The organism is Dehalococcoidia bacterium, assembly GCA_025054935.1.
Lineage (GTDB): Bacteria > Chloroflexota > Dehalococcoidia > SpSt-223 > SpSt-223 > JANWZD01.
Genome location: JANWZD010000016.1, coordinates 45,068 through 64,106 on the forward strand (window position 1 = coordinate 45,068; position 19,039 = coordinate 64,106).

At 64.1% G+C, this 19,039-nt stretch carries 19 protein-coding genes; 10 read left to right on the forward strand and 9 right to left on the reverse strand.

Translation table 11 applies throughout. From position 1 onward, the window contains the following. Positions 1 to 140 precede the first annotated feature (140 nt). The 5 genes from NZ773_14580 to NZ773_14600 all read left to right on the forward strand — a co-directional run bounded on the left by NZ773_14580 (position 141) and on the right by NZ773_14600 (position 3,868). Positions 141 to 683 carry a hypothetical protein gene (locus tag NZ773_14580; GenBank protein MCS6803150.1) on the forward strand — a complete coding sequence of 181 codons (543 nt, stop codon included), beginning with the start codon at positions 141 to 143 and terminating at the stop codon, positions 681 to 683. A 40-nt stretch (positions 684 to 723) separates the two neighbouring features. After that, complete coding sequence (locus tag NZ773_14585; GenBank protein ID MCS6803151.1) at positions 724 to 1,182, forward strand: hypothetical protein; 459 nt, start codon at positions 724 to 726, stop codon at positions 1,180 to 1,182. Between the two features lie 153 nt (positions 1,183 to 1,335). Beyond that, positions 1,336 to 2,712 carry a GAF domain-containing sensor histidine kinase gene (locus NZ773_14590; GenBank protein ID MCS6803152.1) on the forward strand — a complete coding sequence of 459 codons (1,377 nt, stop codon included), beginning with the start codon at positions 1,336 to 1,338 and terminating at the stop codon, positions 2,710 to 2,712. Then, entirely contained in the window at positions 2,712 to 3,359 is a 648-nt protein-coding gene (locus NZ773_14595) for a response regulator transcription factor (protein MCS6803153.1), read from the forward strand. The genes NZ773_14590 and NZ773_14595 overlap by 1 nt, the downstream gene beginning before the upstream one ends. Before the next feature lie 77 nt (positions 3,360 to 3,436). Next, entirely contained in the window at positions 3,437 to 3,868 is a 432-nt protein-coding gene (locus tag NZ773_14600) for a pyridoxamine 5'-phosphate oxidase family protein (GenBank protein ID MCS6803154.1), read from the forward strand. Between the two features lie 54 nt (positions 3,869 to 3,922). Here the strand turns inward: NZ773_14600 and NZ773_14605 are convergent, their stop codons facing one another. After that, positions 3,923 to 4,120: a hypothetical protein gene (locus NZ773_14605; protein ID MCS6803155.1), complete on the reverse strand. Its 198-nt coding sequence runs from the start codon at positions 4,118 to 4,120 to the stop codon at positions 3,923 to 3,925. Between the two features lie 112 nt (positions 4,121 to 4,232). Between NZ773_14605 and NZ773_14610 the strand changes: the two genes are divergently transcribed. After that, a complete protein-coding gene (locus NZ773_14610) occupies positions 4,233 to 5,276 on the forward strand; it encodes a ribose-phosphate pyrophosphokinase (GenBank protein ID MCS6803156.1) in 1,044 nt (347 codons plus the stop codon). Between the two features lie 32 nt (positions 5,277 to 5,308). Next, positions 5,309 to 8,062, forward strand: coding sequence for a preprotein translocase subunit SecA (gene secA, locus NZ773_14615; protein MCS6803157.1), 2,754 nt, complete (start codon positions 5,309 to 5,311; stop codon positions 8,060 to 8,062). A 734-nt stretch (positions 8,063 to 8,796) separates the two neighbouring features. On the opposite strand, the gene NZ773_14620 is transcribed toward secA, so the two are convergent. From NZ773_14620 to NZ773_14655, 8 genes are all read right to left on the reverse strand, one after another. Beyond that, on the reverse strand, positions 8,797 to 9,384 hold the full coding sequence (locus NZ773_14620) for a cytochrome c (protein MCS6803158.1): 588 nt from the start codon (positions 9,382 to 9,384) through the stop codon (positions 8,797 to 8,799). Positions 9,385 to 9,395: 11 nt separating this feature from the next. Further along, on the reverse strand, positions 9,396 to 9,929 hold the full coding sequence (locus NZ773_14625) for a DUF3341 domain-containing protein (protein MCS6803159.1): 534 nt from the start codon (positions 9,927 to 9,929) through the stop codon (positions 9,396 to 9,398). 5 nt (positions 9,930 to 9,934) lie between these two features. Next, positions 9,935 to 11,305, reverse strand: a complete 1,371-nt coding sequence (gene nrfD, locus NZ773_14630; protein MCS6803160.1) for a polysulfide reductase NrfD — start codon at positions 11,303 to 11,305, stop codon at positions 9,935 to 9,937. Positions 11,306 to 11,309: 4 nt separating this feature from the next. Then, the gene (locus NZ773_14635) at positions 11,310 to 12,680 is read right to left on the reverse strand and encodes a hypothetical protein (protein ID MCS6803161.1); all 1,371 of its coding nucleotides are present in this window, start codon (positions 12,678 to 12,680) and stop codon (positions 11,310 to 11,312) included. A 90-nt stretch (positions 12,681 to 12,770) separates the two neighbouring features. Then, positions 12,771 to 13,505, reverse strand: a complete 735-nt coding sequence (locus NZ773_14640; GenBank protein MCS6803162.1) for a 4Fe-4S dicluster domain-containing protein — start codon at positions 13,503 to 13,505, stop codon at positions 12,771 to 12,773. 26 nt (positions 13,506 to 13,531) lie between these two features. Beyond that, a complete protein-coding gene (locus NZ773_14645; protein ID MCS6803163.1) occupies positions 13,532 to 15,757 on the reverse strand; it encodes a molybdopterin-dependent oxidoreductase in 2,226 nt (741 codons plus the stop codon). A 9-nt stretch (positions 15,758 to 15,766) separates the two neighbouring features. Then, positions 15,767 to 16,297 (reverse strand): cytochrome c family protein, encoded by a 531-nt coding sequence (locus NZ773_14650; protein ID MCS6803164.1) that lies wholly within the window; start codon positions 16,295 to 16,297, stop codon positions 15,767 to 15,769. Between the two features lie 245 nt (positions 16,298 to 16,542). Then, positions 16,543 to 16,857: a hypothetical protein gene (locus NZ773_14655; protein ID MCS6803165.1), complete on the reverse strand. Its 315-nt coding sequence runs from the start codon at positions 16,855 to 16,857 to the stop codon at positions 16,543 to 16,545. A gap of 520 nt (positions 16,858 to 17,377) precedes the next feature. Between NZ773_14655 and NZ773_14660 the strand changes: the two genes are divergently transcribed. From NZ773_14660 to NZ773_14670, 3 genes are read left to right on the forward strand one after another with little or no spacing between them, the layout of a single operon-like run. After that, complete coding sequence (locus tag NZ773_14660; protein ID MCS6803166.1) at positions 17,378 to 17,815, forward strand: cytochrome c; 438 nt, start codon at positions 17,378 to 17,380, stop codon at positions 17,813 to 17,815. Positions 17,816 to 17,848: 33 nt separating this feature from the next. Further along, complete coding sequence (locus NZ773_14665; GenBank protein MCS6803167.1) at positions 17,849 to 18,457, forward strand: SCO family protein; 609 nt, start codon at positions 17,849 to 17,851, stop codon at positions 18,455 to 18,457. Continuing rightward, complete coding sequence (locus tag NZ773_14670; protein ID MCS6803168.1) at positions 18,454 to 18,909, forward strand: copper chaperone PCu(A)C; 456 nt, start codon at positions 18,454 to 18,456, stop codon at positions 18,907 to 18,909. Before NZ773_14665 ends, NZ773_14670 begins: the two co-directional genes overlap by 4 nt. Positions 18,910 to 19,039: the final 130 nt, after the last annotated feature.

Consider the following 19,039-nt stretch of genomic DNA (forward strand, 5'->3'; position numbering starts at 1 on the left):
TCGGTCGGGAACTTTTTCCCTCTCGGGTCGGGAAGAGCTCCTCTTCCCTGCCGCACTGGGCAGTACCTATGCTCATCGTACCGCGGCAACGCCCCTTCCTCGAAAGGCCGACAGGGGAGCCGCGTTCTCGAGGAGGTTCTATGGGACTGTTGGACCGACTGTTTGGACGACCGTCTGCCCAGCAGGCACCTTCGCCGCCGCCAGCGGGCGCGATGACCGACCAGCAGGCGATCGCCCGCTACCGCTACCTGCTCCAGACTGCGCCGCCTGAAGCGATCGAGCAGGCGCACCAAGAGGCGTTCGCCAAGCTGACCCCAGAACAGCGTGAACTGGTTCGCCGAGAGCTGAACGCCGTGGTGCCGCCGCACGAGCAGGCGACGAAAGATGACCCGGCGACACTCGCGCGCGTTGCCACCCGCGCCGAAATGCGCCAGCCGGGCACCCTCGAGCGTGCCTTCGGCGGCCGGGGGCCTGGCTTGGGGACGATGATCGGCGCCAGTCTCCTCTCGAGCATCGCCGGCGCCTTCATCGGCACCATGATCGCTCAGCAGCTGCTGAGTGGATTCGGAGACCCCATGGCCATGGCCGAGACGGGGCCGCTCGCTGATGCAGGGGCAAGCGATCCCGGAGACGACTCTCTCGATGCCGCCGACTTCGGCTTCGGCGATTTCGAGGAGTTCTAAGTCGCGGCAACGAGGGCTGTGCCTCAAACGAGGGGAAGTCATGGTGCTCGCTGTGAACCGTCCTGACCGCTCTCTCCCGCAGTCGGCAACGATGCCGGAAGAGTTCAACGGCGTGCTGGCCGCCTCGCTCGACTGGCCGGAGCTCCAGCGCTACCGCTACTTCCTCTGGTTTGCGCCGGGACCGGCTGTTGAGCGCGCGCATGAAGAGGCGTTCGCGCGCTTCACGGCGGAGGAGCGGGAAACCGTCCACCGAGTGTTGTGCCGCCGGCTCAGTCCCATCGACCAGTGGGACCCGGCGCTCGAAAAGACCGATGAGCGCACCCTCGCCTTTCTCGCAACCCGTGTCGAGCTGCGCCGGCCCGGCGAAGTGGAACGAGCCCTCCGCCGCCGTCTTCCCGGCGCACCCGACTTGCTGGCGAAGCTGGTCAACGGCGTGATCGCGTCGAGCGCTGGTCGCGCTTTCTTCCAGGAGGCAAGCGAGCGGATGATCCCATCCTGACCGCGCATCCGCGCGCTGCCGGCCGTCCCCGCCCGGCCGGCCCTTCCCCTTTACCCCCCGGCGATGCGGCGCGACCCCCTGCCGTTTCCCCACACCGCGCGCCGCCTCTCGCCGGGGTAGCATATCTTTTAGCGGCTCCGTACGATCTTCGACATGGCCGAGCAGCAAGACCCCGCCCGATGGCAGCTTCTGCGCCAGTTGCGCTGGCCGCTTGCCGCGATCTTTGCGGCCTCCTTTGCCCTCGTCCGGCTTCTTGAGACCAGCCTCCTCAACACCATCCGCAGTGAAAGCCGCGATCTCATCGACCTTGTTGTCTGGAGCGCAATCGGCGCCTTGGGGATCTGGGTCTGCCTGACGTGGCTGGCAAGCCGGGAAAGGCACCACCAGGCCAGCCTCGAAGCGACCCTCGCCGAGCAGCGGCGGCTGAATGCCGAACTGGAGCGGACGAACCGTCACCTGCGTCTTCTCAGCGAAGTAACCCGCCGGTTCGCGTCCTCCGCCACCCTCGATGAGATCCTCGACGCGGCTCTGAGCGCACCAGCGCAGCTCGTGCCGGTCGAGGCGAGCGCAATCGTCCTGCTCGACGGGGGCGACCCTACGGAGGTGCGCCGGAGCGGCGCAACGGCAGAGACGCTTGCTGTTCGTCGCCATGCGCTCGGCCTTCCGGAAATCGCGCCGAGCCTCACGGAAGCGCGATCGCTCACCTCGCCGTGGGGGGAATGTCTTCTCCTGCCGCTGTACGACGGGCTTGCGGTGATCGGCTGGATTGAGCTGTATCTTGGTTCTGTCCGCTCCACCGAAGATGAGCGGACACTGCTGTGGACGATCGGGCTGGAGGTTGCCGAGGCGATCAGCGGGGCGCGCCGCCGAGTGCGGGAAGCGGTGGCGGTCTATCAACTTGATCGCGCCATTGCTGAAGAGCGCGCTCGGATTGCGCGCGATATCCACGACGGCGTTGCGCAGAGCCTCGCCTTCCAGCGGATGCGGGTTGATCTCTGGTTAGACTGGGTCGAGCGCGACCCGGAGCGACTGCGCGCCGAGCTGGTCAACCTCAAGGCGATGCTGCGGGAGCAGATCGGCGAGATACGCCGCGCCATCTTCGCCTTGCGCCCCCTCCAGTTCGATGAAGTGGGCTTTCTTGCCGGCCTCAGCCGCTATGCGCTCGAGTTCGCCAATCAGCACGGGTGGCAGATCGAGATCGACACCGCCGACGCGCCGGCAGAGCTCTCGCCGGAGGTCGAAGCCGCCTGCTTTCGTGTCGTCCAAGAGGCGCTGACCAACGTGGCAAAACATGCCAAGGCACGACAGGTGACGCTCACCCTAGCGGCGTCGTATGGCGGGCTGGCGGTGACCGTTCGCGACGACGGCTGCGGCTTCGCCGCACCGCCGCGCGGCGGGCTGGGGCTGCAGCTGATGCGCGAGCGGCTGGCAGCGATCGGCGGCCGCGTCAGCGTCACCAGTCAGCCGCAGCAGGGCACGGTCGTTCGGGCGTGGCTGCCGCTGCCGGCGCGCTCCTTGGTGGCCTCCTAATGCCAATCCGCCTCCTCCTCGCAGACGACCATCGGATGTTCCGCCAGGGCTTGCGCGAGTTGTTGGAGCGTCAGCCCGCAATCGAGGTTGTCGGCGAAGCGGCGACCGGTCCTGAGGTGATCGCTGCCGTCGAGACCCTCCGCCCCGATATCGTCCTGCTCGATATTCAGATGCCTGGGCTCAACGGTGTCGAGGTTGCCAAGCGGCTTGCGGCCAGCCACCCCGAGGTGAAGCTGATCATGCTGACGATGTATCGGGAGGACCAGCACCTGATCGAGTCGATCCGGGCCGGAGCGCGGGGCTACCTCCTGAAAGACGCGGACGCCGAGGAGCTGATGACCGTGATCAGCCGCGTGGCGCGCGGCGAGTCGGCGCTCGACCCGTCGCTCGTCGCCGGGGTGTTTGCGGCCGTTCGAGGTGAGATACGGCCGGGCGGCGGGCCGCTCACTGAGCGCGAACTGGAGATTGTCCGTCTTCTCGCCGCCGGGCACGACAATCGCACGATAGCCGCTCGGCTCTACCTTTCGGAAAAGACGGTCGCAAATCGGCTGAGCGAGATCTTTCAGAAGCTCGGCGTCACCAATCGGACGCAGGCAGCCCTTGTCGCCATTCAACGCGGTCTCGTCTCACCAGACGAAGCGAACTGAGCGTCGCGCCTCCTCTCCTTGCGCGGTCTCATCGCCGTGTCCGCTATCATGAGGCGCACTACGTGCAAGGAGTGAGCATGGCAGTCGAGATCCCGGTCAAATGGTGGCGCTATCTCGGAGACCAGAAGATCGCTCGGCTGGCGACGGCCGACAAGCGCGGACGTCCCCATGTCAAGCCGACGTGGTACATTGTCTTCGAGCACAATATCTACATCGGCACCCAGAAAACCCGAAAAAGCTTCCGCAATATTCTCGAAAATAATCACGTCTGCTTCTGTGTCGACTCCGGGACGCGGGAGGACGAGTACAAAGGCATCATCATTTGGGGCTCAATGGAACTGCTGCCCGAAGACGATTTTCATGTCCTCTTCCGGCAGTTTCTTATCCAGCGCTACTACGGCACTGAAGATAACCCGGGATATCAATACGTCCGTTCGCTGCCCGCGCCTCAGCTGATGCGCCTCAAGCCGACCAAGATCTACACCTGGGACTTCTCCAATTTTGCCTAGCGGCGGTGGGCGCAGTTCGTCCTCCACGGCGCCTTCTCGGGGCTGGGCGGAGGCTTAGAGCAAGGTGCTCTGTCGGCGCTGGTAGTCGACAGCGGGCGGCGAGGTCATGCCGCCGACCCGCCGCGCCAGCCCGTGGAGGGCGGCGTTCTCGCTGTCATATTCCCAGCGTCCTTCGGGGGTCTCGGCGATCCACTTGCGCCGCTTCTTATCGAAGTAGACGCGGTTCGGTCGCGATTTTGGCTCGTCGCTCATCGTTCTCCTGCGTGTGGGAATAGCTGCCGGTTCTCGCTCTCCTCGTGGTATCATACTGCGGGCGGGGGAATCCGGTCGACGCGATGGTCAAGCACACGGGGCGCGCGTCGCGATGCCCCGTCTGGGCACACGGTCGCGCAGCAGCGACGGAGGAAACGCAGGAGTGGCCCGAGAGATCGCGGTCTTCTCTGGACGAGCGCATCTCAGCCTTGCTGAAGCCGTTTGTCAGGAACTCCACATCCCCCTCGGCCAACGCCAACTCTTCGATTTCACCAACGGCCAGACGTTCGTCAAGTACGAGCAGATGGTTCGCGACCGGGATGTGTTCATCATCCAGCCCGGCGCGGCGCTGCCGAACGGGTCCGTCAACGACGCGATCATGGAGCTGCTCATCATGATCGAGGCGGCGCGGCGCGCGTCGGCGTGGCGGGTCACGGCGGTCATGCCGTATTTCGCCTACGCCCGGAGCGACAAGAAGGACCAGCCGCGGGTGCCGATCACGGCGCGGCTGATCGCCGACCTGCTGGTCGCGGCGGGCGTCAACCGCGTGCTGACCCTCGACCTCCACGCCGGCCAGATCCAAGGGTTCTTCCCGGCGACGGTGCCGGTCGACGAGGTGACCGCATTTCATCTCCTCTGCGATCACATCTCCAGCCGGCGCTTTCGCAATCTGGTCGTGGTCGCCACCGATCTCGGCTTCGCCAAGCGCGCCAAGAATTTCGCCCAAGTGCTTGGGGCGCCCGTCGCCTTTGTCGCCAAATCGCGTCTTGGGAACACCGACCTGACGGAGGCAGAGCACCTCATCGGCGATGTCGCCGGGCGGGTGGCGCTGCTCGTCGACGACGAGATCGATACCGCAGGCTCGATCACGTCTGCGGCGCGCATCTGCATCGAGCACGGCGCCACAGAAGTGTATGCGGCAGCAACCCACGGGCTTTTCTCGGGGATGGCAATCGAGCGCCTCGCGCAGTCGCCCATCACTGAGCTGATCGTCACCGATAGCTTGCCCCAGCATACCGTTTGCGAGCGGCTGCCGAAGGTGACTGTACTGCCAATTGCGCGTCTCATCGCGGAGGCGATCCACCGCATTCACGAGGGCGAGAGCGTGGGCGCGCTCTACCGTACCCTCTATGGGGACTGGCTGCCGGTTTCTTAGCCGCCTGCAGGGGGGACTGGTAGAATTTGCGTATGCTCAAGTGGCTGAAGAACCTCCTCATTAGTGACTCACCCGAGAAGACGATCAAGCGGCTTACCCCCATTGTTCAGCAGATCAATGAGCTCGAGCCGCAGTTTGTTGGACTGAGCGACGAGGCGCTGCGCCGCAAGACCGAAGAATTTCGGCAGCGGCTCGCCGACGGCGAGGGGTTAGACGACCTGCTGCCCGAGGCATTCGCTGCCGTCCGCGAAGCAGCGCGCCGCTCGATTGGGCTGCGTCACTTCGATGTCCAGCTGCTGGGCGGCATGGTGCTTCACGAAGGCAAGATTGCGGAGATGCGGACGGGCGAAGGGAAGACCCTTGTCGCCACGCTGCCCGCTTACCTGAATGCGCTGACCGGGCGCGGCGTCCATGTGGTCACAGTGAACGACTACCTCGCTAAGCGCGATGTCCAATGGATGGGGCCGGTGTATCATCGGCTGGGCGTCTCGGTGGCGTCGATCCAGCACGAAGCATCGTTCTTGTACAACCCGGAATGGACAGAAGGCGACCCGCGCTTTCTTCATCTCCAACCGATCACGCGCAAAGAAGCCTACGCTGCAGATATTACCTACGGGACGAACAACGAGTTCGGCTTCGACTATCTTCGCGACAACATGGTAGTCGACCTGTCTCAGCGCGTGCAGCGAGGGTGGTACTATGCCATCGTCGATGAGGTAGACAACATTCTGATCGACGAAGCGCGAACGCCGCTCATCATCTCCGGCCAAGCGGAAGAGCCGACCGAGAAATACTATCACTTTGCGCGCGCAGTGCAGAATCTCCAGCCGGAAGAGGATTACACGGTTGACGAGAAAACCCGCTCGGTAATGTTAACTGATCAAGGGATCACTCGAATCGAGCGGATTCTCAAGATCGATAACCTCTTTGATCCGGCGAATTTCGAGATTGCCCACCATGTTCAGAATGCGCTCAAGGCGAAAGTGCTGTTCAAGCGTGACCGCGACTATGTCGTGCGAAACGGCGAAGTAGTGATCGTTGACGAGTTTACCGGTCGGCTGATGTTTGGTCGCCGGTGGTCAGACGGCCTCCATCAGGCGATCGAGGCGAAAGAAGGGGTGAAGATCCAGCGAGAGAGCGTCACGCTGGCAACGATCACCTTCCAAAACTACTTCCGCATGTATGAAAAGCTCGCCGGGATGACCGGAACGGCGCTCACCGAACAAGAAGAGTTTCATAAGATCTACAACCTGGACGTCGTTCCCATTCCAACCCATAAGCCGATGATCAGGATCGACTACGGCGATGTGATCTATAAGACCGAGAAAGCGAAATTCAATGCCGTTGTCGAAGAGATCATCGCTGAGCATAAAAAAGGCCGACCGGTCCTTGTCGGCACAGTCTCCATCGAGAAGAGCGAATATCTCTCCAGTTTGTTGTCGAAGCGCGGGATCCCGCACAATGTGCTCAACGCCAAGTATCATGAGCGTGAGGCATTGATCGTCGCTCAGGCTGGCGCGCCCGGCCAAGTCACAATTGCCACGAACATGGCAGGTCGCGGCACCGACATCATCCTTGGCGGCAACGTCGATCTGATGACCGACGATCTGCTGCGGAAGCAGGGAATTGAGCCGCATCAGGCGACGGAAGAACAGCGCGCTGCTGCGCGCGCCGAGGCCACTGCCCTCTGGGAGAAGCAGCGGGAGCAGGTCGTCGCTGCGGGAGGGCTGCATATCATCGGCACCGAGCGCCATGAAGCGCGCCGCATCGACAATCAGCTTCGCGGACGCGCCGGTCGTCAGGGTGATCCCGGGTCGTCTCGCTTCTTCGTCTCGCTTGAAGATGACATCATGCGCCGCTTCGGCGGCGATCGTGTCAAGAAAATCATGGAATGGGCCGGCATGGAAGAGGATGTGCCGATCGAACATCCTCTGGTCAGCAAGTCGATTGAGACGGCCCAGACCAAGGTCGAGGGATATAACTTCGACATTCGGAAGCACGTCGTTCAGTATGACGACGTGATGAATAAGCAGCGCGAAGTCATCTACGGCGAGCGGAACAAGATCCTCTCCGGTGCCGACCTCAAGGCAAATATCCGGGAGATGATCCACCGCTCCCTCGAGAACCTGATCGCACAATATGTCGGCGATCGCGTCGACGAAGAGACCGATTTCGAGCCGCTGCTGAATCAGATTCGAATGATCTTCCCCCTGCCGGCTGAGATTACGCCGGAGTATCTCTCGAGGATGAGCGCCGACGAGGTGATCGATGTCATCCTCGAGGCCGCCGACCGTGCCTATGAAGAGAAAGAGCGCGAGGTCGGCAGCGAGAACATGCGCTTGCTGGAGCGGCTTGTCCTCCTCCGCGCGATCGACACCAACTGGGTCCAGCATCTGACCCAGATGGAGCATATCCGCGAGGGAATTGGGCTCCGTGCCTATGGCCAGGCCGACCCGCTGGTGGCATACAAGAAAGAGGCGTTCGCGCTCTACGACGAGCTTCGCGCAAACATTGAGCGCGATACTGTCAACATGATCTATCACGTCGGCATTCTTCAGACGCCGCCTCCGCCCCCGGCGGTCCGCAATATTCAGGAAAACCGTCCCCCAGACGCCGAGTCGGCCGCGCGCGCGCGTGCTGCCAGCCGCGCAGTGGCCCCTCCCGCTCGGAATGGCGCTCGCGCCGCCGCTCCTGTCGCCGTGGGCGCAGGCCGCAAGGTCGGACGCAACGAGCCGTGTCCCTGCGGAAGCGGGCGCAAATACAAGAAGTGCCACGGCGCCCTCTGAGCGTGGCCTGAGTCAAAAAGGCGTTCATCCCTCTGCGGAAGCGCGGCCTCGTTCCTTCTCTCGCTGAAGGGGGGGAGGCGTTTCTGCGCATCGCCGCCAGCAGGAATAGCTTGCTGATTCCCTCGGCGCTGAGCGGATGGCGCTGTTCGGGGTGAAGAGCGCCGGCGCTGACCCCGCCTGCCCACCGCCGGCCGCCAACGAGGTCTCGTTGCTGTCGCGGCGAGAAAGGTCAGCGCGAGAGCGCGTCACATGCCTGCATGCTGGCCCGCAGCGTGCCGGCGTCGCAGAAGGGGCGCTGCGAGCAGGCGGAATGCACCAGCCAGAGGAAGGCGGTGATTGCCGAGCGTCGCTGAGAGGGCGTTGTCGCGACCAGAACGTCCAGCTAGCAAGGCTGCGCGTCATGCCAAGAAGGTCGCTCGACTGAAGCGGCGTTTTGAGGCACGGGCGGGATGGACGAAGCGTCATTGCGGGGACAACGCGGCGCTGCCGGCACCGAACGCTGTCGCAGCGCTCCACCGGCTCGCGCCCGAGCAAGAAAACGTTATGGCGAGGAGGGCGCGAAGCGCCCGACGCGACAATCCCGATCAGCCCTGCCCCGCCGCTGTGCCGCAGCGAGCGAGAAAGAGGCGGTAGGCAGCAATACGCCGCTGCAAAACGTGCCGAGCCGCCGCCGGCGATTTGGCTTGCGCTGCGCGCCCCTCGAGACGGCCCGCCTATCGCGCGGGAGAAGGGGGTTATTGCCCGCGCTGAAGGCGGCGGATCTTATTCACCAGCAACCAGCGGTCCTGCTCGTTGAGCAGATTGCCGAAGGGCGGCATGCCGTTCTGCGTGCCTTCGGGGTTATAGTTCAGGCCGCTCGTCAGAATGTAGAACAGGTCGCCGTCGGTTCGGTTCACGGTTACGGGGTCTTTCAGGCTCGGCGCGGGACGTCCTTGATAGGCAGTGAAGAAGGCATTGGCGCGCCCGTTCCCTTCTCCCTGCGGGCCGTGGCAGAAGGCACAGTTCGTCGCATAGAGGGCGTCGCCGCGCTGGGCGTTTTGAGTGAGCGGAATAGGGTTCTGCAGGCGGCTTGCTTCGACTGCGCTTGGCTTGTAGTTTGCGCCTGTCACCGGTACCGCGCCCTCGGGGGGATACAGCCGTCGCGGCTCTTGCGAGCGGAACGACTGTTGGTAGTGCATCTCGGGGAAGAGGTCAAAAGGATACTGGCCGCCGGCAAACGGCCAGACGTTGCCGTTCAGCGGTTGATTCACCGTCGGAGTGCAGGCGGTCGACAGCGCGCTTGCGCCTATCGCGAGGGCTGCAAGAATGAGCGGGAGTCGCATCGGCGCTCTCCTTAGCCGGCTCGCCCGGCAGCGGCCGCTTCCCGAACGACATCTTCGGCGCCGACCCGCTGAAAGATCGCCTCTGCTTCGGCCAGCCGCTCCGGCGACCCTTGCGCCACAATGCCGATGAAGCCGTCGGTCGTGATACGCGGGTCGTAAACGCCGCCTTCGAGGTTGGGGAGGCGCGATTCAAACAGCGTGCCGAGAATGGTGAAGATGATCGCGCCGAGCATCGTCCCTTCGTAGGTGATGATGACCATCGGCGGGATCGAGAGGATCGGTTTCCCGCCGGTGATCATCGGATAGGTGATCTGCATCCCGCCGGTGATCAGGATGCCCGCGACGAAGCCACAAATCGCGCCGATGATGGGGAAGATGAACAGCCGGTGCGGCGCGACATGCTCCCCAAAGACCTCTTCGGGATAGGGACAGCCGGTCAAGATGTCATAGTCGCCTTTGTGCGGGTCGAAGCCCGCGTTCTTGAGCGCCTGCGCGGCATCAGCCGCCAGCTCGGGCGTTTTGAAGAGGCCGAGAATCTGTGCCATCGCCCTTACTCCTTCACAATCGCCGGCACGCGCATCCGGCCGAGCGGAATGTCGGCAGTAAACTTCTGCCCCTCTTTGATCTCCCAGAGCGGGATCGGTGGGCACACCTTCGAGAACAGCAGCAGGAACAGCCCGACGAGCGCGACCGACCCGATGACGAGGCCGATCTCGACGAGGTTCGGGTTATAGACGTTCCACATGTAGGTGAACTCTTCTTTCTGCTCGAGGGCGGGAACGATCAGCCAGAACCGCTCCGACCACATCCCGATGTTGACGAGAACCGAGGTCCAGAACATGAGGGTGATGTTCCGCCGGTTGCTCCGCTTCAGCCAGAGCGGGATGGGAATGATGAACGAGGTGATCAGCACAACCCAGAAGAGCACTCCCCACGGCCACGAGAAGAAGCGCAGTTCCATCACCACCAGCTCGGCGGGCTCGGCGGCGTAGATCGCGTAGAAAACGTCGAGCATGAAGAAGTAGAGCCAGGTGCAGGCGACAGCGATCAGCAGCCGGCCGATCGCATCAAAGTGCTCGGGGCGGAGGTGGTTCCGCCAGCCGAAGAACTTCCGCATAATCGCCATCAGCGTCAGCACTGCAGACACGCCGGAATGCACTGCGCCGATCACGAAGTAAGGGGCGAAGACGGTCGCGTGCCACACGGGAACGAGCGAGACAGCGAAGTCCCAAGACACGATCGAGTGGACTGAGACGAAGACCGGCAGAATGAGCGCCGAGAGCAGCACGCCGACGATCGTCTGCATCTTCCATTGGCGTGGCGTACCCCGCCACCCCAGCGCGAGGGCGCCGTAAATCGTCTTCCGCATTCCGGTCGACCGGTCGCGGATGGCGGCGAAGTCGGGGATGAGCGCCACGAGCACAAACAGCGCCGACCCCGTCAGGTAGGTGAAGATGGCGCTCGGGTCCCACACGAGCGGCGAGCGCGGGTTCGGAAAGATCTGGTGGTTGAAGTCGTACGGGAAGACCCAGTAGACGATCCGCCACGGCCGGCCGGTGTGGATCAGGGGAAAGAGGGCTGCGGTCGCGAGCGAAAAGACCGTCATGGTCTCGGCGGCGCGCGTAATCGGCCGCTTCCATTCTGCTTGGGTTAACCGGAGGATTGACGAAATCATCGTTCCGGCGTGGCTGATGCCGACCCAGAAGACGAAGTTTGTGATCATGAAGCCCCAGAAAACCGGCCGGTTCAGCCCGGTCAGCCCGAGGCCAAAGATCACCATGAAGGTGAACGAGATCACCATCAGCGAGGCGATCAGCGCAAGGATCGTCGCCGAGACCCAGAACCGCATCGGGGTCACAAAGATCGAACGAAGCAGCTCCTCGTTGATCTGCCGGTCGGTCAGTGTCACGCGTTCTTGCATCGTCTTACTCCGGCTTCCCGATCACAACCACCTGGCCGAGAAGATACTTGCGTCTCGTCCGGTAGAGCAGCCCTTCCTTCATCTCCCAGAGGTTCAGCCGCGGGACGAGGCGAAGGGCGACGAGGTAGAGAAAGACCGCGCCGCCGATAAACCCCGGGATGATCAGCAGATCGGCGAGGTCTGGCCACTGGAACGGCGGAATGACCTCCACCAGCTCGCCGCCGTGCTGCGTGAGCGACCACGGTCCGACAAAGAGCCGCACATTGTTCATGAAATTGCCGAAGAGCACGATACAGGCGACCACAATCGGCCCCCGAATGCTCTTCCGGATGGGATTCCACATCAGGATGAGCAGCGGAAGGACGAAGTTGCTCAGGAAGGCGAGCAGGAAGGGAATGAAGTAGGGGCCGAACATCAACAGCTGCAGCAGCTGAATCTCGTTCGGCTTGCGGCCGTACCAGAAGAGGATGAAAGCGGACCACCAGAAGTAGAACCAGAGCAGCGACAGGGCGAGCAGCAGTTTGCCGAGACCCCAGAACTGGTCGAGGCCGATGTAGTCTGCGTAGCCAAATCGGCGGTAGAGGCCGAGCGTCACGATCAACGTTGCAACGCCCGCCTGCAGACCCGTGATCGAGAATTGCGCCGGGTAGACCGCGTCGATCCAGCCGGGAACGAGCGACATCGAAAAGTCGGTCGCGATCAGCATCCCGGCGAAGACATACATCGCAAGATAGAAGGCGCCGAGCGGCGTGAGCGCTGTCCGCGCCACCCGCCACTGTTTCATCCCGCCAATCCATCCTGCTGCCCGGTCAAGCAGCGGCCCCCGGATGCCGCGGTCGCGCAGCGCAGCCCAGTCGGGAACAGCGGAGACAGAGAACATCGCAAGGCCGACTGCAGCGAGCCCGAGCAGAGCGAGAAAGTCATAGACCCACGGCGCGCCGGGCCAGCCGAACCAGATCGTCCGCTGGCCGGGAAGCCGAGTTGGGAGCACAACGAGCAGCGGGATGGAGAGCAGCACCAGCAGCAGGGCGGTCACGGTGAACGCTTCGGCGGGCCGCGTGAACGGGCGGCGCCAATCGCCTTTCACGAGGCGTGTCGCAATCGCCGGCAGGGGCGCGGCGACGAAAGCGCACATGATGAAGGCGAAAGTCGCTGCGGTCCACCCCCAGCCAGTCGAAGGGGTAGCAAGCAGGATCTTCAGGGCGAGCCCGACGATGCCGACAACGAAGAGAATGCCCGTCACAAGCGTCCACGTCCGCAGCTGCGGCGCGGGGTTTTCGTAGCGCCGGGCGAGATCGGTAGTCAGCGAGGCGCTGGTATAGGTTGGCAGCTCCGGGCCGTGGGGCCCGGCGGCGTGATAGGTGTCGTCAGCCATCAGGGTTCCCCTTGCGCGCGCTGCTCTCCCAGCCGGCGGCGCGCAGACCCGCGCGCTCCTCAGTCCTGCGACACGACAGCATGGGCGACATCAGCGGCTCTTCTCCGCGCCTTGGTAGTTCGGGTCGACTTTCTTCAAGTGATAGACCCCCGGCTCCGTACCCAAATGCTCGAGGAGCCGGTAGTGACGCGCATCCTTCGCCAACTGGCTGACCAAGCTCGACGGGTCGGCCAAGTTGCCGAAGACGATCGCGCCTGTCGGGCACGCTTGGGCGCAGGCGGTCGTGAATTCCTGATCGCGCACGGTGCGGCCTTCGAACTTGGCCCGCCGCTCGGCCCGGCGGATGCGCTGCACGCAGAACGTGCATTTCTCCATGATGCCTTTGGAGCGAATGGTGACGTCCGGGTTCAGTTGGAAATTGAGGGGCTCTGGCCACTCGCGTTCCCAGTAGTTGAAGTACCGCGCGTGATACGGGCAGTTGTTGGCACAGTAGCGTGTTCCGACGCAGCGGTTGTAGACCTGAACGTTCAGCCCCTCGGGGTTGTGATAGGCGGCATAAACGGGGCAGACAGGCTCGCACGGCGCGTTCGTGCAATGGACGCACAAAACCGGCAAGTAGCCGACCTTGACCTTCGCCGGGTCGTTCTCATCGATGCCCGACCAATAGCGTTCGACCCGAATCCACTGGATCGAGCGAGCCTGGAGAACAATATCCGGCGTGTTGAGGGGGATGTTGTTCTCCGCCTGACACGCCACAACGCACGCCTGACAGCCCGTGCAGCGGTCGAGGTCGATCACCATGCCCCAACGCTTTCTCTCCGCCATCGTCGATCCTCGCGGCGCGGTTGCGCCTAGCTATCCTTGTTCGTGATTTTCAGCGCCTCAGCGCCCTTGAGCTGGACGGCCGGCACATAGCCCTCGAGCTTCGTCAGCGGCACACGCCGGCCGGTTTTCGTCAGCCGCACCCTCGTCGCCGCCCACGCAAGGGCTCCCGTCTGCGGCTCGGTTAGGTCAGCAAGAAGGCCGATCGGATTGACCCCCACCCCTTTCTGCCAGCGGCCGCCTGCGGTGTGGCCGTTCCCGATCGGGATCGCGACCGTCCAGTCAGGGGTGCCGTAGTTGATGTAGACCGGCGCCTCGATCCGGCCGGTTGGGCTTTCGACGACGACCACGTCGCCTTCCCGCACCCCGAGCCGGTCGGCCACCCGCCGGTTGATCTCGACCCAGGTTCCCCAGGCCATTGTCGTCACTGGGTCTGGCGTCTGCTGCAGCCAGGGCAGCTGTGCCCCCTCGGGCGAGCCGAGCGTCGGCGACATGAACGGCTGGAGGAAGAACGGATAGCTGTCGTCGCCGGCAAAGCGAGCGGGCTCGGGCGAGGTGGCGAAGCTTGCCGGCCGCGTCGCCGCTGCCTGCGTGATCGCTGTTGACCACCACCCGCCGCGCTGCTGCACCCCATTCAGGAAGAGATCGAACGTCTCCGCAGTCACAGAGCCGGCGCGACGGTCAAAGAACGGCTGCACGAACAGCCGCGCCCCGTCGCGGATGGTAGGGAACGGCACAGCCCGCACGACCTCCCCGCCGATCGCGCGCATCACGTCAAGAATGGTGTCGCCGAACTGCCGCGTATCGAACACGCGGTTGACAACCGGCTGCTTGAAGGTCACGACTTGGTATCCCGGGCCGTGATCCGGCACCTCGACGCCCCACTCTTCGAGCGGGCTGTGCGATGGCAGGATCAGGTCGGCGAGTTCGCTCGTTTCGTCGGGCAGGGTCGAGAAGCTGATGACACGGCCGGCGTTGAGCATCACCTCGCGAACACCGAGCGCCGGCGGCAGCGAAAAGACCGGATTGACGTTGAAGACGAGAATAACTGCCGCGCTGCCGAGCTGGCGCAGGCGGATCATCTCCCCTTGCCAGCTCGTAAACGAACTCGTTCCGCTGCGGAAAGGAGCGGTGAAATTCGGAATTGCGGGCGGCGCGGGGTTGAGGCGCACGCCGCCGGGCCGCCCGACTGTGCCAAGGAGGTGGTTCAAATTCAGAATCTGGGTCAGGTTGAACAACCCGTTGGTGTGCGCCCCCGCTGACCCGCCCCCGATCACGACTGCGGGACGGTTCTGCCCCAGCCGTTGGGCGATCGCTCGAATGCGTTCGGCCGGAATACCAGTCTGCGCGGCGACTTGGTCGGCAGCAAAGGCCGCCAGCGCTTGCGCTCCGCCGCTGGGATAGGCGGCCGGGTCGCCGAAGTTCCCCGCCATCAGCGCCTGCGCGATTGCCAGCGCGACAAGCCCTTCCGATCCCGGGCGGCAAGGAACGTACTCGTCGGCATTCGCGGCGGTCGCCGAAAAGCGCGAGTCGATATGGATAAGATAGCCCCGCGTCGCTTTTCCTTGGCGGAACTGCCCATAGCCGATGCCGCTCCGCACCGGGTTGCCCCACGCTCCCAGCCAGTCGGCGCCGATCGAGAGCACCGTGTTGGCGCGCGCGAGGTCGTAGTCGGGGAGCGCCTCGGCGCCGAAAACCCGCTGAACGGCAGCGCGGTAGACCGCGTCATCGTTCAAGTCGAGGGTGAGCAACGACCCCCCGAGGGCGCGGACGAACGCCTCGACGGCGACCAAAGTGGGACCGCTGAGCGGCGGGGTCATCACGACGAGACGGCCGCCTGTCGCCCCACGGACCGCTTCGGCGGCCTGGGCGATAGCGTCGCTCCACGAGAGCGGGGCGTAGTTTCCGCTACCGCGCGGCCCGTTCAGGCGGAGCGGCCGCTGATAGCGGTCGGGGTGATAGAGCAACTGGACAAGCGCTTGATCCCAGACGCTCGATTTGCCTTGGTTGACTGGATGGTCGGGATTGCCTTCGACCTTGAGCGCGCGGCCCTCCATCACGCGGACGATGACGCCGTTGCCACGCGTGCCGGCGGTGGCATACCAGTTGTCGCGGCCGGTGACCAAGTCCTCGGGAATGCGCGTCGGGCTTTCGACCTTCATCTCGCGCGCGGGGATCGTGCAGCCGGCAAAGACGACCGCTCCTGCGGAGGAGGCGCCGGCGAGTTTCAGAAAGTCTCGGCGACTTGCCGCCATCGGCTCCTCCTACTTGTGACAGGTCCAGCAATCGACTGGAGCGCTGTTCTCACGGTGGCAGTTCAAGCAGTCTCCCATCCCGAGCGCCCGTACCTGCTTCACCCGACCAAGCGGCATCTGATCGATGTTGGTGACATCGCCATGGCAGGTCGCGCAATCAAAGCCCCGCGCAATGTGGGTCCAATGGACGAAACCAACGTGATCCGGCTGGCGATGGACGCGCACCCAGTTGATCGGGTCGTTCGTGCGGTAGGAAGTGATCAGCTTTTGGATCTCGGGGGACTGCGTCTTAACGACTACGTGGCAGAAGAGACACAGTTCGACCGGCGGGATGGTCGCATGCGCCTCGGTGTCGACGCCGCGGTGACAGAAACGGCATTCCATCCCGAGGGCGGAAACATGGACGGTATGGGGAAAGTTCACCGGCTGCTCTGGGCCGGGAGCCATCTGGGCGGCGAAGGCGAGTCCTGCCACGCCGACACCGACGAGGAGCAACGCGGCAATCAGCGCCGTACCGAGGACAAGGCTTCTCCGATTCATTCAGCTTGCTCCACCACACCCGCGTCTGCCTGCGAGCGGTTGGCCCTCTCACGCCACGCGGCGAGGCTGGGAACTGCATCGTCAACCAGAGTAGCTAGCGTTCCCTCTTCCGCCGCGACGTGCGCGAGGGAGCATGATGTTGCTGTGTCTTCCAGACGAGGGCGGGAACCCGTCGGAATGCGGCGCCAGCGAGACCGCGCCATTATAGCCCACCCCTCTTGCGGGGACGCCGCGCCGGCGCGCACCTAGATCCAGACGCGCGGCCAGAACGGCAAGACCGCCGGGTAATAGGTCATCACCGCAACCACGACAGCCACAAACGCCCCCGTCAGCAGCGCCACCGCGCCCACGAGAAACACCGGGCGAAGGCGGAACAGGCGCGCTAACACCGGGTTCTTCCGCTCGGCCCGCGCCTGTGTCGCTTCGAACGAGGGGATGACGATAATGGCTGCCGCCAACGAGAACGCCCCAAGCCCTCCGAGGAGGACGAGCAGGAACAGCAGCCAGGTACTCACAGCAAGCGATTGCCACTGCGCCGCAGTGAACTGGGCCTCTGACATTGACCTTCCTCGCGGGGTTTCCGGTTGGCGTGGATGCGTGACACCGACGAGTGCGGGGACGACCGTATCATACTCGTTCGCCACAACTGATGCAAAGCCACCCCACGAACAAGCCCGTCACGCTGGCCAGCGGCGTTGCGAAACTCGTCTGCCCATCGCGAAAATGGTTGCACAGTATAAACTTTGCGGATTTCCCGCCCCCGTTGCTACTGTATTATTGCTATGGCGGCTGGAGAGCGCGCCGAATGCGAGCGGCGCTGAGGATGGCGCCAGCGAAATTCGGCGCTTGGGGAGCGCAGGGGCGCAGCTCCCCGCAGCGAAGAAGAGGAGTGCTGGGCTCGCTGCACTGCTCCCTGCTCGAAGCCGGAGGATCGGGGAGCCTGCTCTTGCAGCGCCTCCTCGCGACAGATCGGTGTCGGTCGCGGGCCTGACGGCGGGCACGCCAAGTCCGGAAGCGGCTCTCTCCGGGAGACAGACGTCCCAACCGGCGTCATCTCGAATTGCGAGAGCCCCTGTCGCTATGGCCGAAAAGAACGTCTCGATCCTCGCGTCTTGGCTCTCTTCTGACGAACACCAATCTCGGCGTCAGCCGTCGCGCTCCGCCTTGCTCCTCAGCAGGGGCGCGGTCGGGCTCGCCGTGGTGGGAATGCTGGCGCTCGCCTCGGCAGCATGCGGCCCGTCGGACCCGGTCTCCGAAGGACGCCGGCTTGTCGTTCAGAAAGGATGCACCGGCTGCCATGTCATCCCCGGCGTCGGCGGCGGCGGTGTTGTTGGTCCGGGGCTTGCCGGTTTCGCCTCCAAGCCCACGATCGCGGAGACAATCCCGAACACCCGCGACAATCTGGCGCAGTGGCTCACCAATCCCTCGAGCCTGAAACCGGGTACCGCCATGCCAAGCACTCGCCTCTCATCTGCAGAGACGGAAGCGATTGTGGCGTTTCTCCAAACCCTGAAGTAACGGGGTCGCGGGGGTGACCTAGAGAGAGGGGCGATGAAGCGTCTGGTAGCGCTCTCTGTCGTTTCAACTGTCGCGTTTGTCCTCGTTGTGGCGGGCGCGGTGACGATCCTGCTCACCTCTCAGCGGAAGGCGGTGACCGCCTCGCTGATCACTCCCCCGCTTCCTGCGGCTGACTTTACCCTCCGCGATACCAGCGGCCAGCTCGTTGCCCTCAGCAGCCTGCGGGGCAAGCCGGTGCTGCTCACGTTCGGCTACACCAGCTGCCCGGATGTCTGCCCGATTACGCTCGCGAAGCTGGCGTATGCCAAGAGCCAACTCGGCGCTCGGGGCCGCGACCTTCACGTCATCTTTGTCACGGTCGATCCCGAGCGGGACCGGCCCGACGTCGTCCGCGCCTATCTCGACCGGTACGACCGTTCGTTTATCGGGCTCATCCCTACGGCTGAGGAGCTTGAGCAGGTCGCGAAGCTGTATCACCTTGTCTACGAGAAGGAGCCAGCCAGCGAGGCGCTCGGCTACATCATCAACCACACGGCGGCCACGATCGTGATCGACCGCGAGGGGCTGGTGCGGATGCTGTTCTGGCCCGAGATGACCCCAGACGAAATGGCAAGTGACCTGCGAACGGTGCTGGGACTATGAAACGCGCTCTTCTTCTCTTCATCAGTGGGCTTCTGCTTGCGGCGTGCGCTCCGACCGGTGCGCAAGGAGGGAGCATCCGCGTTGAGGATGCGTGGAGCCGTCCGGCCGCTGCTGGCGCGAACGGCGCAGTCTACTTCACGCTGCGCAGCGGCGGCGCTGCGGACCGCCTCGTTGCAGCGTCGAGCGACGTGGCGCGTGCTGTCGAACTGCATCAGACGACGATCGAGGGAGGCGTTGCCCGAATGGCGAAAGTGCCGAGCATCGACGTGCCAGCAGGCGGGAGCGTCGAACTGAAGCCCGGCTCCTATCACGTCATGCTGATCGGGCTCAACCGCGAATTGCGAAACGGCGATAAGTTCTCCCTCTCCCTCTCCTTCCAGAGCGGCGCTACCTCGACCGTGCAGGTAGAAGTGCGGGGGAACGCTCCCGCGTCAACGCACGGCGGGCACTGACCAGCTGTCCGATGCGCCGCGGGTCGGGAACGGGCGCGTGCGCGGGCAGTGCGGCGCGCCGCTCTTCGGTAATCCCGCTCCTGTCTGCCGACCCGGCGCGCCGCCCAGGAGCAGGCGCGGCTTCGCCGAA